The organism is Streptomyces aureoversilis (genome assembly GCF_042657885.1).
Lineage (GTDB): Bacteria > Actinomycetota > Actinomycetes > Streptomycetales > Streptomycetaceae > Streptomyces > Streptomyces aureoversilis.
The window spans coordinates 39,907-54,162 of record NZ_JBHSKJ010000002.1; the positions used below are offsets into that span (position 1 = coordinate 39,907).

The 14,256-nt window shown below is 75.0% G+C and carries 11 protein-coding genes and 1 pseudogene; 6 read left to right on the forward strand and 6 right to left on the reverse strand.

Going from position 1 to position 14,256, the window contains the following annotated elements; genetic code table 11:
• Window positions 1–200: 200 nt before the first annotated feature.
• The 5 genes and pseudogenes from ACFPP6_RS03055 to ACFPP6_RS03075 all read right to left on the reverse strand — a co-directional run.
• Window positions 201–404: pseudogene (locus ACFPP6_RS03055) on the reverse strand (heavy-metal-associated domain-containing protein); the annotation flags it as partial.
• A gap of 212 nt (window positions 405–616) precedes the next feature.
• Window positions 617–823 (reverse strand): helix-turn-helix transcriptional regulator, encoded by a 207-nt coding sequence (locus tag ACFPP6_RS03060; RefSeq protein ID WP_382036879.1) that lies wholly within the window; start codon window positions 821–823, stop codon window positions 617–619.
• A gap of 188 nt (window positions 824–1,011) precedes the next feature.
• Window positions 1,012–2,034: a Gfo/Idh/MocA family protein gene (locus ACFPP6_RS03065; RefSeq protein WP_382036882.1), complete on the reverse strand. Its 1,023-nt coding sequence runs from the start codon at window positions 2,032–2,034 to the stop codon at window positions 1,012–1,014.
• Window positions 2,035–2,447: 413 nt separating this feature from the next.
• Window positions 2,448–3,467, reverse strand: a complete 1,020-nt coding sequence (locus ACFPP6_RS03070; RefSeq protein WP_382036884.1) for a Gfo/Idh/MocA family protein — start codon at window positions 3,465–3,467, stop codon at window positions 2,448–2,450.
• Window positions 3,468–3,486: 19 nt separating this feature from the next.
• Window positions 3,487–4,413: a sugar phosphate isomerase/epimerase family protein gene (locus ACFPP6_RS03075; protein WP_382036886.1), complete on the reverse strand. Its 927-nt coding sequence runs from the start codon at window positions 4,411–4,413 to the stop codon at window positions 3,487–3,489.
• A gap of 191 nt (window positions 4,414–4,604) precedes the next feature.
• On the opposite strand from ACFPP6_RS03075, the gene iolC reads away from it, so the two are divergent.
• The 6 genes from iolC (at window position 4,605) to ACFPP6_RS03105 (ending at window position 13,323) form a co-directional block, all read left to right on the forward strand.
• Window positions 4,605–5,750: a 5-dehydro-2-deoxygluconokinase gene (iolC, locus tag ACFPP6_RS03080; protein ID WP_382036889.1), complete on the forward strand. Its 1,146-nt coding sequence runs from the start codon at window positions 4,605–4,607 to the stop codon at window positions 5,748–5,750.
• The gene (locus ACFPP6_RS03085; RefSeq protein ID WP_382036891.1) at window positions 5,747–6,625 is read left to right on the forward strand and encodes a Cgl0159 family (beta/alpha)8-fold protein; all 879 of its coding nucleotides are present in this window, start codon (window positions 5,747–5,749) and stop codon (window positions 6,623–6,625) included. The genes iolC and ACFPP6_RS03085 overlap by 4 nt, the downstream gene beginning before the upstream one ends.
• A gap of 292 nt (window positions 6,626–6,917) precedes the next feature.
• Window positions 6,918–7,766, forward strand: coding sequence for a 5-deoxy-glucuronate isomerase (iolB, locus tag ACFPP6_RS03090; protein WP_382036897.1), 849 nt, complete (start codon window positions 6,918–6,920; stop codon window positions 7,764–7,766).
• Window positions 7,763–9,664 (forward strand): 3D-(3,5/4)-trihydroxycyclohexane-1,2-dione acylhydrolase (decyclizing), encoded by a 1,902-nt coding sequence (gene iolD, locus ACFPP6_RS03095; RefSeq protein WP_382036899.1) that lies wholly within the window; start codon window positions 7,763–7,765, stop codon window positions 9,662–9,664. The genes iolB and iolD overlap by 4 nt, the downstream gene beginning before the upstream one ends.
• 19 nt (window positions 9,665–9,683) lie before the next feature.
• Window positions 9,684–11,177 carry a CoA-acylating methylmalonate-semialdehyde dehydrogenase gene (locus ACFPP6_RS03100; RefSeq protein WP_382036902.1) on the forward strand — a complete coding sequence of 498 codons (1,494 nt, stop codon included), beginning with the start codon at window positions 9,684–9,686 and terminating at the stop codon, window positions 11,175–11,177.
• A 49-nt stretch (window positions 11,178–11,226) separates the two neighbouring features.
• Window positions 11,227–13,323: an FUSC family protein gene (locus ACFPP6_RS03105; protein ID WP_382036904.1), complete on the forward strand. Its 2,097-nt coding sequence runs from the start codon at window positions 11,227–11,229 to the stop codon at window positions 13,321–13,323.
• 249 nt (window positions 13,324–13,572) lie between these two features.
• On the opposite strand, the gene ACFPP6_RS03110 is transcribed toward ACFPP6_RS03105, so the two are convergent.
• Window positions 13,573–14,172, reverse strand: coding sequence for a TetR/AcrR family transcriptional regulator (locus tag ACFPP6_RS03110; protein WP_382036907.1), 600 nt, complete (start codon window positions 14,170–14,172; stop codon window positions 13,573–13,575).
• Between the last annotated feature and the right edge of the window lie 84 nt (window positions 14,173–14,256).

A 14,256-nucleotide genomic window follows, 5' to 3' on the forward strand; every position in this document is an offset into this window, starting at 1 on the left:
GCCACGCGTGGCCGGTACCGTCCCCCAAGACGATCCAGCACTGCCTGGTTAGACCCTCGACCCCCCGCAATGGTTACGTTGGGATTGCTGTGATCTAGGTCTCCTGCCATAACGGGCGCAGTCGGGCAAGAGGGCAAGTGTGTGGGTGTTGTGTCACTTATGCGGCCGCGTGAGGCTCCGCGGCCGCCGCACGTGATGCGTCAGTCGCGGCCGACGAGCTCGTAACCCGCCTCGTCCACCGCGGCGCGGACGGCCTCGTCGTCCAGGGGGGCCGTGGAGGTCACGGTGACCCGGCCGGCGGCGGCCACGGCCTTGACGGACACCACGCCGGGCAGGGTGGAGATCTCCTCCGTCACCGCGGACTCGCAGTGGCCGCAGGTCATGCCGGTCACGCGGTAGACGGTGACGGAGTCGGTGGTCTGGGAGCTCATGACGGTTCTCCTCGGAAAAGGTCGGTCGTGGTGCCGTGCACCAGTGGGAACACCTTACCCCCTGGGGGTATTCCTGTGGGGGTGAACCGGACATCCGTGCCCGGGGGTTGCGCGCCCGGCGGTCCACCGGCAGGGCCCCGGAACGCGCGTGCGGTCCGGGGCCGGAGGGGTGGGTGGGTGGAGGGTCAGTTGCGGGTGTCGCGCCGGGAACGGTTGCCCGGGCGGGAGGCCACCCAGGCGCGGACGGTGTCCGCGAACCAGTAGGGCTTGCCGCCCTCGGTCAGGTCGGGCTTGGGCAGCAGCCCGTGCTTCCGGTAGGTCCGCACGGTATCGGTCTGCACGCCGATGTGCGCTGCGATCTCCTTGTAGGACCAGAGTCGACGGTCAGTCATCTCGCGCCTCTCCGCTGCGCCGCAGCGACGGAGGGGGATCCGTCGGGGGAGCTGCGGCGCGGCCTTGTCGATCACCACGACTGTTGTCCCGTGAACGACGCAGAGTGACCGTCGATGAGGCGCTGTCGTACGGCTGTGACGGAAGGGCCGCGGGAACGTGACGCCTGTGACGTACGTATGACCCCGGATCAGCCCGCGGGGCCGGATTCCTCGGGGGTGGCCGGGCGGACCGGCCGGTTCTCCCGGCGGGACGTCTCGCACGCCTCCGCCACCAGCAGGGCGTACAGGCCCTCGCGGGCCGGGCAGGGGTTGGGCGCCTCGCCGCGGGCCGCCCGCACGAAGGCGGCCAGCTCGGCGCGGTACGCGGCGCCGAACCGCTCCAGGAAGCCGGTCCAGGGGCGGGCCGGAGGGGGCGGGCCGGACGGTTCGGCCGACGTCGCGGGCGTGCGGGCGTCCAGGCCCACGACCCACTGGTCGAGCTCCCCGGACAGCTCCGTCCGCACGTCGTAGCCCGCGCCGTTGCAGCGGGTCGCCGTCGCCGTCACCAGGGTGCCGTCGTCCAGGGTGAGCAGGACGGCGGCCGTGTCCACGTCCCCGGCCGCACGGAAGACCGCCGCGCCCGCGCCGCCGGTCGCGCCCCGCGCGTACACCTCCGTCACCTCCCGGCCCGTCAGCCAGCGCACCGCATCGAAGTCGTGCACCAGGCAGTCGCGGATCAGCCCGCCCGAGCGGGCCAGGAACCCGGCCGGCGGGGGTGCGGGGTCGGACGTGACGGCGCGGATGGTGTGCACGCGGCCGAGCCGCCCCGTGCGCAGCGCCTCGCGCGCGGCGCGGAAACCGGCGTCGAAGCGCCGCTGGAACCCCAGCTGCAGCAGCGTCCCCGCGGCGTCGGCCTCGCGCAGCGCGTGCAGCGTCCCGGGGACGTCGAGGGCGACCGGCTTCTCGCAGAACGCGGGCAGGCCGGCGCGGGCCGCGCGCGCGATCAGGCCGGGGTGGGCGGAGGTGGTCGCCGCGATCACGACCGCGTCGACGCGGCCGTCGAACACGGCCTCGGGGGAGGGGGCGGTACGGGCGCCGATGCGCTCGGCGACCGCGGCGGCCCGCTCCTGGTCGGCATCCGCGACGACGACCTGCCCGACCCCGTCGAGCGCCTTGACCACGGCCGCGTGGTGCGCCCCGATCCGCCCGGCCCCGACGACTCCGATCCGCATGACTGACTCCGTCCTGTGGTCCTGACACCGCCGATCCGGAGCGGCCGGTGGCCGATCGCCGTGGCGGGTCCGCTGCCGGGAGGCGCGGCGGCGCCGTGGCGCGTGGCGGTCGGCACCGCCGGGCTGCGCCGTCGCGGTTGGCCGCCGTTGCGGCGGAAGGTGGATGCCGGGCGTCCGGAGCGGTGCGGGCCCGGGGGCGTGGGCGGCGCGCATCCGTGAGGTTGCCGGCAGGCGAACTGGTCCCGCCGCCGCGGCGGGCAGCCCCCGCCGGGGTGTCCGGCGGTGCCGAACGGCCGCCGTCGGCTCGGCCCCGCCGGGCTGCGCCGTCGCGGTTGGCCGCCGTTGCGGCGGAAGGTGGATGCCCGGCATCCGGATCGTGCGGGCCGCACCCGCAGGGCGATCGGCGCGCCGACTCACGCGTACAGAGGCGGGCGTGCCGCCAAGTCGACCTCCGTGCGGGTGCCCGACGACTGGGCTCGGACGCCCGCCTCGCAGACCGCCGCCGCCGCGTACCCGTCCCATACGCTCGGCCCCTCCGTCACCCCGCGCCGCGTGGCGTCGACCCAGTGCTGGACCTCGCGGTCGTACGCGTCGCGGAAGCGGTCCACGTAGTCCTGGGCGACGGCGCCGCCCCAGCGGCCGGCCGCGTTCACGTACAGCCCGTGCGCGTCGCCGAGCCGCGCGCTGCCGCGCTCGGCCACCGCCTCGCACTGCACCTGGTAGCCGAAGCCGCAGTTGACGAAGATCTCGACGTCGGCGACCGCCCCGCCGGACGTTTCCAGGATGACCAGCTGAGGGTCGCTCAGGGCGTCCGGGGCCGCGGACGACGGGGCCGGTTTCACCACGCTCACCGCCGTGATCTCCTGCCCCAGCAGCCACCGCGTGGCGTCGATCTCGTGCACCACCGAGTCGTTGATCATCATCGCCTCGGTGAAGCCGGGCGGCGTGGCCACGTTGCGGTGCCGGCAGTGCAGCATCAGTGCCCGTCCGAGCGCCCCGCCGTCGAGCAGCGCCTTGAGCTGCACGTACTCGGTGTCGTAGCGCCGCATGAAGCCGACCTGCACCCGCCGGTGCCCGAGCCGGACCTCGGCGTCCAGCACCCGCAGCGCGGACGCCGCATCGGGCGTCAGGGGCTTCTCGCACAGCACGGGCAGGTCGCGCGCGAGGGCGTCCAGCAGGGCCGCCTCGTGCGCGGGCCCGGGCGAGGCGATGAGCACGGCGTCGACGCCGGGCGAGTCCATCGCCGCGGCGGCGTCGGTGTGGGCCGCGCATCCGGGGATGCCCGCCGCCGTCTTCTCCGCGCGCTCGCCGTCGACGTCCATGACCGCCGCCACCCGGGCCCCGCTGATGGCCTCGTCGATGCGCCGGACGTGGTCGGACCCCATCCGCCCCGTGCCGATGACGGCGACGCCGAGGGTGCCTTCGTGCTTCATGCGTCCCACTTTCCTCGTCTCAGACGCCGCAGCCGCGCAGGAACCCCCGCGTGCGGCGGGCGATCGGCAGCGGGCGGTCCGGCGGGCACGGGTACATGTCCTGTTCCACGATGGCGAACAGGTCCGCGTCCAGCCGGGAGGCCGCGTCGATGACGGGCTCCAGCGCGGGAACCCCTAGCGGGGGCTCGCACATGACGCCCTGTCGCACGGCGGGCCCGAAGGCCGTCCCCTTGGCGAGGACGTCCGCGAGGACCTCCGGGTCGACCTGCTTGAGGTGGAGGTAGCCGATCCGCTCCCCGTACGTCTCGATGAGCCGGACGCTGTCCCCGCCGCAGTACGCGTAGTGCCCGGTGTCCAGGCAGAGGCTGACCAGCGACGCGTCCGTGGCGTCCAGGAAGCGCTCGACGTGCGCCTCGCTGTCGATGTGGGTGTCGGCGTGCGGGTGGACGACGATGCCGAGACCGTAGCGCTCGCGGACCTCGCGGGCGAGGCGCTCCATGCCGGCGGCGAGGTGGCGCCACTGCTCCGCGCTCAGCTCGGGGGCCTCGACGATCTCCGCGGTCTTGTCGTCGCGCCAGAAGGAGGGGATGACGACGAGGTGGCGGGCGCCCAGCGCGGCGGTGAGCTCCGCGACCGGGGCGACGTGCGCCCAGGTCGCCTCCCAGGCGGCCGGCCCGCGGTGCAGCGCGGTGAAGACCGTGCCGGCGGAGACCGCGAGGCCGCGCCGCTGCGTCTCGTCGCGCAGGCGGGCGGCGTCGGTCGGCAGATAGCCGTACGGGCCCAGTTCGATCCACTCGTAGCCCGCCTCCGCGACCTCGTCGAGGAACTGCCGCCACGGCAGCTGCGCGGGATCGTCGGCGAACCAGACGCCCCACGAGTCGGGGGCGGAGCCGACCCGGATGCGGCGGCGGTCGGCGGTGGAGGGCGTCGCGTGGGGAGCGGGCATGGTGGCTCTCCTCGGGCGAGGGCGGGATTGCCCGTAGCTTCCTAGGGGTGCGGGGGAGTGTCAAGGCTTCGTCCGGACATACGGACGTAACGTCAAGGCGCGTTCCGTTCACGTCTATATGTAAGGACAAATCCTTGACAGGGTCCGGCGGACCCGGCTAGACCTGAGCCGAATCGTCAGGAAGGGCGCCGATGAGCCAGCCGAGTCCGCGTACGTCCCCCACCCCGTTCGACCTGATCACCATGGGCCGGGTCGGCGTGGACCTGTATCCCCTGCAGACCGGCGTGCCGCTCGCGAAGGCCGAGACCTTCGGGAAGTTCCTGGGCGGCTCGCCCGCGAACGTCGCCGTCGCCGCGGCGCGGCTCGGCAGGCGCACGGCGCTCATCAGCCGCACCGGCGCCGACCCCTTCGGCGACTACCTCCACGACGCGCTGCGCGACTTCGGCGTCTCCGACCGGTGGGTGACGCCCGTCGCCGCCTACCCCACGCCCCTGACCTTCTGCGAGGTCTTCCCGCCCGACGACTTCCCCCTCTACTTCTACCGCCGCCCCAAGGCCCCCGACCTGGAGATCCACCCCCACGAGCTCGACCTCGGCGCGATCCGGGCCGCCCGCATCTTCTGGGCGTCCGGCACCGGCCTGTGCGAGGAGCCCAGCCGGGCCGCGACGCTGGCCGCGCTCGCGGCGCGCGGGCGGCGCGGCGTCACGGTACTCGACCTCGACTGGCGGCCGCTGTTCTGGGGCGGCGAGGGCGGCGCCTCGGGCGCGGGCGGGCGTACGGGGCCCGCCGCCATGGCCGCCGCCCGGCCGCACTACGCCGCTGCCCTCGCCCACGTCACGGTCGCCGTCGGCAACGCCGACGAGTGCGAGGTCGCCACCGGCGAGCGCGCACCGCACGCCGCCGCGCGGGCGCTGCTCGCCGCCGGGGTCGAACTCGCCGTGGTCAAACGGGGACCCGAGGGCGTCCTCGCCGTCCACCGCGACGGGACGACGGCGGAAGTGCCGCCCGTGGAGGTCGAGGTCGTCAACGGCCTCGGCGCGGGCGACGCGTTCGGCGGAGCCCTGTGCCACGGGCTGCTGGCCGGCTGGCCGCTCGAACGGACGCTGAGGTACGCCAACGCGGCGGGGGCGCTGGTGGCGACGCGGCTGTCGTGCTCGGCGGCGATGCCGACGGGGGAGGAGATCGAGGGGCTGCTGGGTGGGGGCGCGGGGAGTTCCGGCGGGGCCGGCGGGGCCGACGGGGTCGGCGTCTCCGGCGCCTCCCGCACTTCCCGCCCGGGAACCAGCCCCTCCGGCCCCGAAGCCCGCGCTCCCCGTACGGAGGTCCCCCGCTCGTGAGCGTGCAGATCGCCGAGCTCGCCCGTATCCGCAGCCGGCACCCCGAGGCCATCGCCGAAGCCGCCGCCCGGCGTGCCCGGCGGCCGCTCGTCGGGGACAGCGGGCGCCTGATGATCATCGCGGCGGACCACCCCGCGCGCGGCGCCCTCGGCGTCGGCGACCGCCCCCTGGCCATGGCCGCCCGGCCCGACCTGCTGGAGCGGCTCTGTCTCGCGCTGTCCCGGCCCGGCGTCGACGGGGTCCTCGCCTCCGCCGACATCCTGGACGACCTGCTGCTGCTCGGCGCGCTGGAGAACAAGGTCGTCATCGGCTCCATGAACCGCGGCGGGCTGGCCGGCGCGGCTTTCGAGATGGACGACCGCTTCACCGGGCCCCGCGCGGAGGACCTCGCGGCGCTCGGCTTCGACGCGGGCAAGCTGCTGCTGCGCATCGACCCCGGCGACCCCGGCTCGCTCACGACCCTGCACGCGGCCGCCCGCGCCGTCGACGCGATGGCGGCGCGCCGGCTGCCGGTCTTCGTCGAACCGTTCCTCTCCCGGCGCGTCGACGGCAGGGTCGTCAACGACCTGGGCGCCGAGGCCGTCACGAAGGCGATCGCCATCGCCTCCGGGCTCGGCGGCACGTCCGCCTACACCTGGCTCAAGGTGCCGGTGACGGACGACCCCGCGGACATGGCGCGGGTGATGGAGACGTCGACGCTGCCGGCCGTGCTCCTCGGGGGCGACGTCGGGGACGACCGGGACGCGGCGTACGAGCGCTGGCGGTCGGCGCTGCGCCTGCCGACGGTCCAGGGGCTGGTCGTGGGCCGGGCCCTCCTCTACCCGGCGGACGGGGACGTGGCCGGGGCGGTGGACAGGGCGGTGGGACTGCTGTGACGGGGGCGCGGCTTGCGGCGCGGCCGGGCGCTACGGGGTGCGGTCGTGGGCGGGTGACGGCTCGTCGGCCGGACCCCCGCCACCGGGGTGGGCCCGGCACCGCCGGGCTCCTGCGCGGGGGTTGCTCGCCGTTGCGGCGGAGGAAGAGCCCCGGCCCCGCCCTTTCACCGATTCCCGGGGGCGAGCCCCCGGCCCCCTGCCGCCTGGGGCTCCGCCCAGCGGCAGTCAAGGGAGCGCAACCCCGCACGACCTGTCCGGCGGGCCGGACCCACCCTCGTCAGGAGGCCGACCGATGACCCATCCCTACGACGTGGACGTCACCCCCGAGCAGGCCGGCTGGGCGTACTCCTCGCTCAGGGTGCTCACCCTTCCCCCCGGCGGCGCCCACACCTTCCCCACCGGTGACAGCGAGTGGATCGTGCTCCCCCTCCGCGGCGGCTGCGCCGTCACCACCGGCGACGGCGACGCCTTCGAACTGCACGGCCGCGACGGCGTCTTCACCGGCGCGTCCGACTTCGCCTACGTCCCCCGCGACGCCACCGCCACCCTCACCACCCCGGCCGGAGGCCGCTTCGCGCTCGCCGGCGCCCGCTGCGAGCGCCGTCTGCCCGCCCGTTACGGCCCCGCCGAGGCCGTCCCCGTCGAGCTGCGCGGCTCCGGCACCTGTTCCCGCCAGGTCAACAACTTCGCCGCCGCAGGCGTCTTCGCATGCGACAAGCTCATCGCCGTCGAGGTCCTCACCCCCGGCGGCAACTGGTCCTCCTACCCACCCCACAAGCACGACGAGCACCACCCGGGCGAGGAGTCCGAGCTGGAGGAGATCTACTACTTCGAGATCGCGGACGGGCCCTCCGGCACCCCCGGACTCGGCTACCAGCGCGTGTCGCCCTCGCGCGACAAGGGCACCGACATCCTCACCGAGGTCCGCACGGGCGACGTCGTGCTCATCCCCGACGGCTGGCACGGCCCCTCCATGGCCGCGCCCGGCCACGACATGTACTACCTCAACGTCATGGCCGGCCCCGGCGCGGAGCGCGAGTGGCTCATCCGCGACCACCCCGACCACGCCTGGATCCGTACGACCTGGCCGGACCAGCGGGTCGACCCGCGGCTGCCGCTCCACCCGGGAGGGAACCGATGACCACCGACCGCACCGCCGGCCGGACGGCCACCCGCCGCCTCACCGTCGCCCAGGCCCTGGTGGAGTTCCTCGCCCGCCAGTACACCGAGCGCGACGGCGTCCGGCAGCGCCTGGTCGCCGCCTGCTGGGGCATCTTCGGCCACGGCAACGTCGCCGGGATCGGGCAGGCGCTGCTGGAGTGCGGCGACGCCATGCCGTACCACCAGGGCCGCAACGAACAGGCCATGGTCCACGCGGCCGTCGGCTACGCCCGCCACCGCGACCGGCTCTCCGCGCACGCCGTCACCACGTCGATCGGCCCCGGCGCCACCAACCTCGTCACCGGCGCGGCCCTCGCCACGGTCAACCGCCTCCCCGTCCTCCTGCTGCCCGGCGACACGTTCGCCGGCCGCCCCGCGGACCCCGTCCTGCAGCAGCTCGAACACCCCGGCGCGGGCGACGTGTCCGTCAACGACTGCCTGCGCCCGGTCTCCCGGTACTTCGACCGGATCACCCGCCCGGAGGCGCTCATTCCGGCCGCCCTGCAGGCCGTACGTGTCCTCGCCGACCCCGTCGAGACGGGCGCCGTCACCCTCGCCCTGCCGCAGGACGTGCAGGCCGAGGCCCACGACTGGCCGGAGGAGTTCTTCGCCGAGCGCGTCTGGCACGTGCGCCGCCCCGCCCCCGACCCGGACGAACTGGCCGCGGCCGCGGCGGCGGTACGGGCCGCCCGCCGCCCCCTGCTGATCGCCGGCGGCGGCGTCCACCACAGCGAGGCCGAGGACGCGCTGCGAGCCCTCGCCGACGCGACCGGCATCCCCGTCGCCTCCACCCAGGCCGGCAAGGGATCCCTGCACCACGCCCACCCGGCGGACGTGGGCGGCATCGGCCACACCGGCACGGCCGTCGCCGACGACCTGGCCCGTACGGCCGACCTGGTCATCGGCGCCGGCACCCGCTACAGCGACTTCACCACCGCCTCGAACACCCTCTTCGCCGCCCCGGACGTGCGCTTCGTCAACCTCAACGTCGCCTCGTTCGACGCCCACAAGCTCTCCGCCCTGCCACTCGTCGCCGACGCCCGCACCGGCCTGGAGGCGCTGACGGAGGCCCTGGCCGGCCACCGCGTCCCGGACGCGTACGAGAAGGAGTACACGGCCGGCAAACAGGCCTGGGAGCGGCTCGTCACCCGGGCGTTCACCGCGCAGGACGCCGCCGCGCGCCCGACCCAGGCCCAGGTCCTCGGCGCCCTCGACGCCGTCGTCGACGCCACCGACGTCGTGGTCAACGCCGCCGGCTCCCTCCCCGGCGACCTGCACAAGCTCTGGCGCGCCCGCTCCCGCCGCCAGTACCACCTCGAGTACGGCTACTCCTGCATGGGCTACGAGATCCCGGCGGCGATCGGCGTCGCCCTGGCCGAGCCCGGCCGCCCGGTGTGGGCGCTCGTCGGTGACGGCACGTACCTGATGATGCCGACGGAGCTGGTCACCGCCGTGCAGGAGGGGATCCCGGTCAAGGTGGTGCTCATCCAGAACCACGGGTACGCCTCGATCGGCGGCCTGTCCGCATCCGTCGGCGGCGAGCGCTTCGGCACCGCCTACCGCTTCCGGGCCGCGGACGGCACGTACACCGGCGACCCGCTGCCCGTGGACCTGGCCGCCAACGCCGCCTCGCTCGGGATGCACGTGCTGCGCGCCCGCACGGCCGGTGAGCTGCGGGAGGCGCTGTCCGAGGCGCGCGCCTCCACGCGCCCCACATGTGTCTATGTCGAGACCGAAACAGCCGACACAGTGCCGGGCGCGCCCCCTGCCCAGGCGTGGTGGGATGTGCCTGTCGCCGGGACCGCGACCCGCCCGGCGGCCCGCAGGGCCCGGGAGGAGTACGAGCGCCACGCCGCCGCCCGCCGCCGCTATCTTTGACCGTAGGAGAGGCCGACCGATGAAGACCGTCAACCACTGGATCGACGGCAAGGCCGTCGAGGGCACCTCCGGCACGTACGGGCCGGTCACCGACCCGGCGACGGGCGCGCGGACGACGCGGGTCGCCTTCGCCTCGGCGGAGGAGGTGGACGCCGCCGTCGCCGCCGCCAAGGCCGCCTTCGCGACGTGGGGCACGTCCTCCCTGGCCACCCGCACCGCGATCCTCTTCCGCTACCGCGCGCTGCTGGACGCCCACCGCGCCGAGCTCGCCGAGCTGATCACCGCCGAGCACGGCAAGGTGCACTCCGACGCCCTCGGCGAGGTGGCCCGCGGCCTGGAGATCGTCGAGCTGGCGTGCGGCATCACCACGCAGCTCAAGGGCGAGCTGTCGACCCAGGTGTCCGGCGGCGTGGACGTGGCGGCGATCCGCCAGCCGCTCGGCGTCGTCGCGGGCATCACGCCGTTCAACTTCCCGGCGATGGTGCCGATGTGGATGTTCCCGCTGGCCATCGCCTGCGGCAACACCTTCGTGCTCAAGCCCAGCGAGAAGGACCCCTCGCCCGCGATCCTGCTGGCCCAGCTGGCCGCCGAGGCCGGCCTGCCCGAGGGCGTCCTCAACGTCGTCAACGGCGACAAGGAGGCCGTCGACCGGCTGCTGACCCACCCGGACGTCGCCGCCGTCTCCTTCGTGGGCTCCACGCCCATCGCCCGCCACATCCACCGGGTGGCCGGCGAGCACGGCAAGCGCGTCCAGGCCCTCGGCGGTGCCAAGAACCACATGCTGGTGCTGCCCGACGCCGACCTCGACGCGGCCGCCGACGCCGCCGTGTCCGCCGCGTACGGCTCGGCCGGCGAGCGCTGCATGGCCGTCTCCGCGGTCGTCGCGGTGGGCGCGGCCGGCGACGAGCTGGTGGCGAAGATCCGCGAGCGCGCCGAGAAGATCAAGATCGGGCCGGGCGACGACCCCGCCTCCGAGATGGGCCCGCTCATCACCAAGGCCCACCGCGACAAGGTCGCCTCCTACGTGCACGGCGCGGCCGCCCAGGGCGCCGAGGTCGTCCTCGACGGGACCGGCTTCACGGTCGAGGGCTACGAGGACGGGCACTGGATCGGGCTGTCCCTGCTCGACAAGGTGCCGGTCGAGTCCGACGCCTACCGCGACGAGATCTTCGGCCCGGTGCTGTGCGTGCTGCGCGCGGAGTCCTACGAGGAGGGACTGGCGCTCATCAACTCCTCGCCGTGGGGCAACGGCACGGCCGTCTTCACCCGGGACGGCGGCGCGGCCCGGCGCTTCCAGATGGAGGTCGAGGCGGGGATGGTCGGCATCAACGTGCCCATCCCGGTGCCGGTCGGCTACCACTCCTTCGGCGGCTGGAAGGACTCCCTCTTCGGCGACCACCACATCTACGGGAACGACGGCGTCCACTTCTATACGCGCGGCAAGGTCGTCACCACCCGGTGGCCCGACCCGGCCGACAGCGGCGTGGACCTGGGCTTCCCGAGCCACCGCTGAGAACCTCCCGCTGCACGGAACGCGATCGTCCGGAACGTAAGCTCAGGCCATGACCTGGTCCAGTGCGCTGCGGAAGGCCGCGCGCGACGGGCTGACGATCGAGCGCACCAAGCTGACGCCCGTGGTCGCCGCCCGTGGCGCGCTCGGCGTCGCGATCGTGGTCGGGGTCATCCTGTGGCTGGGGACCCCGGCCCTCGCGGTGTCGTCCGCGTTCGGCGCGTTCTCCGCCGGGCTGGTGACGTTCCAGCGGAGCTGGCGGCCCCGCCCGGTGCTGGCGCTCGCCGTGGCGGTCGGCCTCGCCGTCAGCACCTTCCTCGGCTACGTGGCCGCCTTCGACCCCGTCGTCTTCGGCACCCTGCTGACCGTCTGGACGCTGCTCGCGGGCATGGCCTGGGCGGTCGGGCCGGTCTCCGGACTGGTCGCCACGCAGACGATCGCCGTCATGCTCGTCACCGTCACCCTCCCGACCTCCGTCACGGGGGCGCTGCACCACGCCGGGCTGATCGCCGTCGGCGGGCTCGTCCAGGCGGCCCTCATCGTGCTCCTGCCCGTGCGCCCCTGGGGCGTCCAGCGGGACGCGCTCGCCGACGCGCTCGCCGCCGAGGCGGACTACGCGCGCCGCCTCCGCCACGACCCGCAGGCCGGCTTCGACCCCCAGCCGCTCATGGACGCCCGCGAGGCCGCAGAGCTGACCCCCCGCCAGGCCCGCAGCCGGCCCCGCCAGCTGGGCGGGCCGCGCGGCGTCGCCGAACGGCTGCGGCCCGTCCTCGCCGCGCTCGCCGACCCCGTCCTCGGCGCCCCCGCGGAGGGGCCCGAACGGGACCGCGCGCGGGACCTGCTGGGCGCGGCGGCGACCGTGCTGGACGCGGTCGCGCGCGCCATCCGGTGGGGCAAGCCCGTGAAACTGCCCGAGGAGGCGACCGCCGTCCTCACCGTGCCCGCCACCGGGCCCGTCCTGCACGGCGCCGCGCGCCGCTCCGCCCTGCGCCTGATGGCCCTGCTCGGCGACGCGGTCGACGCCACCGACCAGCCCGTGCGCCGCACCGCCGCGCGCGGCGACCGCGAACACCGGCACCTGCTGCGGCCGTCCGTGCCCCGGCTCGTGCCCGTCGCGCTGCGGGCGCTGCGGCGCGAGGCCCGCTGGTCGTCACCGGTCGGGCGGCACGCCGTACGGAGCGCCGCGGTCGTCCTCGCCGGCTACGCCGCCGGCACCGCCCTGCCCTGGGGACACGCCTACTGGGCGCCCATGACCTCCGTGATGGTGATGCGGCCCGACTTCGGCCAGACGTACTCGCGGGGCGTCGCCCGGTTCGCCGGGACGGTCGTCGGCGTGGCCGTCGCCGGCGTGCTCATGGCCCTCACGCACCCCGGGCCGTGGGTGTGCGCCGGCCTGTCGGTCGTGTGCGTCGGGCTGATGTACCTGCTGATGCGCACCGGCTACAGCGTGACGTCGGCGTGCATCACCGCCTACGTCGTCTTCCTGCTCGGCATCGCGGGGGAGGGCTGGTCGCAGACCGTCGAGGCGCGCGTCGCCCTCACCCTCCTCGGCGGGCTGCTGGCGATGGCCGCCTACGCGCTCTTCCCCACCTGGGAGACGCCCCGGCTGCGGGACCGGCTCGCCGAATGGCTCACCGCCAACGGGCACTACGCGCTCGCCGTGCTGGGCGCGTACGCCGAACCGGGGGAGCGCAAGCCGCGCCGCGTGCGCGAGGCCCTGCTCGACGCGCGTGCCGCCCGCACCGCCTGGGAGGAGATGGCCGGCCGCGCCCTGATCGAACCCGTGCGGCACCGCGGGCTCTCGCGCACCTCGGAGCGGGCGGCGGAGTCGGCGCTGGCCACGATGGGCCGGGCGACGCTGCTGATGGAGGCCCACCTGCCGGAGAAGGACGCCGAACCGTCGAAGGGAGCGGCCTCGTTCGCCGCCGCCGTGGCCGGCTCCCTGCCGGCCGCCGCCGAGGCCGTCCGGGACCGCAAGCCCCTCGACTGGACGGCGCCCCGGGAGGCGCTCGCCGCGTGGCGCGCGGAGGAGGGCGAGGAGGGCGTGGCCGTCCGGGGCGCGGAACTCCTCCTGGACGCCCTGAACGAACTGGCAACGGCCCTGTCCCCGGGCCCGGGCGGCCGCAACCGAGCGGCGCGCAGGTCGTAAAAGGGGCGTCCCGCTCGCCTTCCGCCGCGACGGCGTCCGGCCCCCGCGGCGCGTTCCGGCGGTGCCGGGCGGCCCGGCCGCCCGGTGCGGCACCGCCGGTCTCCGCCGTGGTGGTGCGGCGCCGTTGCGGCGGAGGGATTCGGTGCGGCGTCACCGGCCCCTCAGCGCCGGCCGAGCCGGGCACATTCTTCCGCCGCGGCGGCGATCAACCCCGCGTTCCGGCGGTGCCGGGCCTGCCCGGCGGTCGGATCACGGCGTGAACAGGCGTTCCAGGTGGTCCTCCAGTAGGCCCTTCGCCTCCTCCGGCGTGCACACCTCCAGGAGGAGATACGTCGTCAGCCCGTCCGTCAGGGCGATCAGAAGCATCGCTTCCGCGTCCGGGACGCGGGTCGCCCCCACCTCGCCCTGTGCGATCCCGGCGCGGATCTGGTCCGCGTAGAAGGCCCGTAGGGCCGGTACGCCCTCCTTGGCGTGGCCGCGCAGCCGTTCGTCGTGGAGGGCGCGGACGAAGTAGGCGATCTGGACCAGGTTCCCGGTGCGGCTCTTCTCGTCCAGGGGGAGCATCTCCGTGATCGTCTCCCGCAGGACGTCCCGCGGGGACGGCGGCGCGGCGAGGCCCATGAGGCGCGTGCGGATGCGCTCCTCCGCCAGGCCGCCCAGGTGCTTGAGGGCGAAGACGAGCAGCTCGTCCCTGCTGGGGAAGTAGTGCTGGAGCTGCCCCAGCGAGATCCCCGCCTCCGCCGCGACGTCGCGCAGGCTCGCGCCGTCGAGCCCCCGCGCGCAGGCGATGCGCCACAGGGCCTCCGCGATCGCCCGGCGGCGCTCCTCGTGGTCCACGCGCTTGGGCACGCCCACCACCTCGCCTTTCCAAGTCGTTTGTATTGCTATAGCTTATTGCCATACAACTGACTTGGAAAACAGGAGCGGCACGCC

Bases quoted from the DNA above. Each gene is read 5' to 3' on its own strand.
- ACFPP6_RS03060 (WP_382036879.1), bottom strand. From the start codon at position 823: ATGACTGACCGTCGACTCTGGTCCTACAAGGAGATCGCAGCGCACATC.
- ACFPP6_RS03065 (WP_382036882.1), bottom strand. From the start codon at position 2,034: ATGCGGATCGGAGTCGTCGGGGCCGGGCGGATCGGGGCGCACCACGCG.
- ACFPP6_RS03070 (WP_382036884.1), bottom strand. From the start codon at position 3,467: ATGAAGCACGAAGGCACCCTCGGCGTCGCCGTCATCGGCACGGGGCGG.
- ACFPP6_RS03075 (WP_382036886.1), bottom strand. From the start codon at position 4,413: ATGCCCGCTCCCCACGCGACGCCCTCCACCGCCGACCGCCGCCGCATC.
- iolC (WP_382036889.1), top strand. From the start codon at position 4,605: ATGAGCCAGCCGAGTCCGCGTACGTCCCCCACCCCGTTCGACCTGATC.
- iolB (WP_382036897.1), top strand. From the start codon at position 6,918: ATGACCCATCCCTACGACGTGGACGTCACCCCCGAGCAGGCCGGCTGG.
- iolD (WP_382036899.1), top strand. From the start codon at position 7,763: ATGACCACCGACCGCACCGCCGGCCGGACGGCCACCCGCCGCCTCACC.
- ACFPP6_RS03100 (WP_382036902.1), top strand. From the start codon at position 9,684: ATGAAGACCGTCAACCACTGGATCGACGGCAAGGCCGTCGAGGGCACC.
- ACFPP6_RS03105 (WP_382036904.1), top strand. From the start codon at position 11,227: ATGACCTGGTCCAGTGCGCTGCGGAAGGCCGCGCGCGACGGGCTGACG.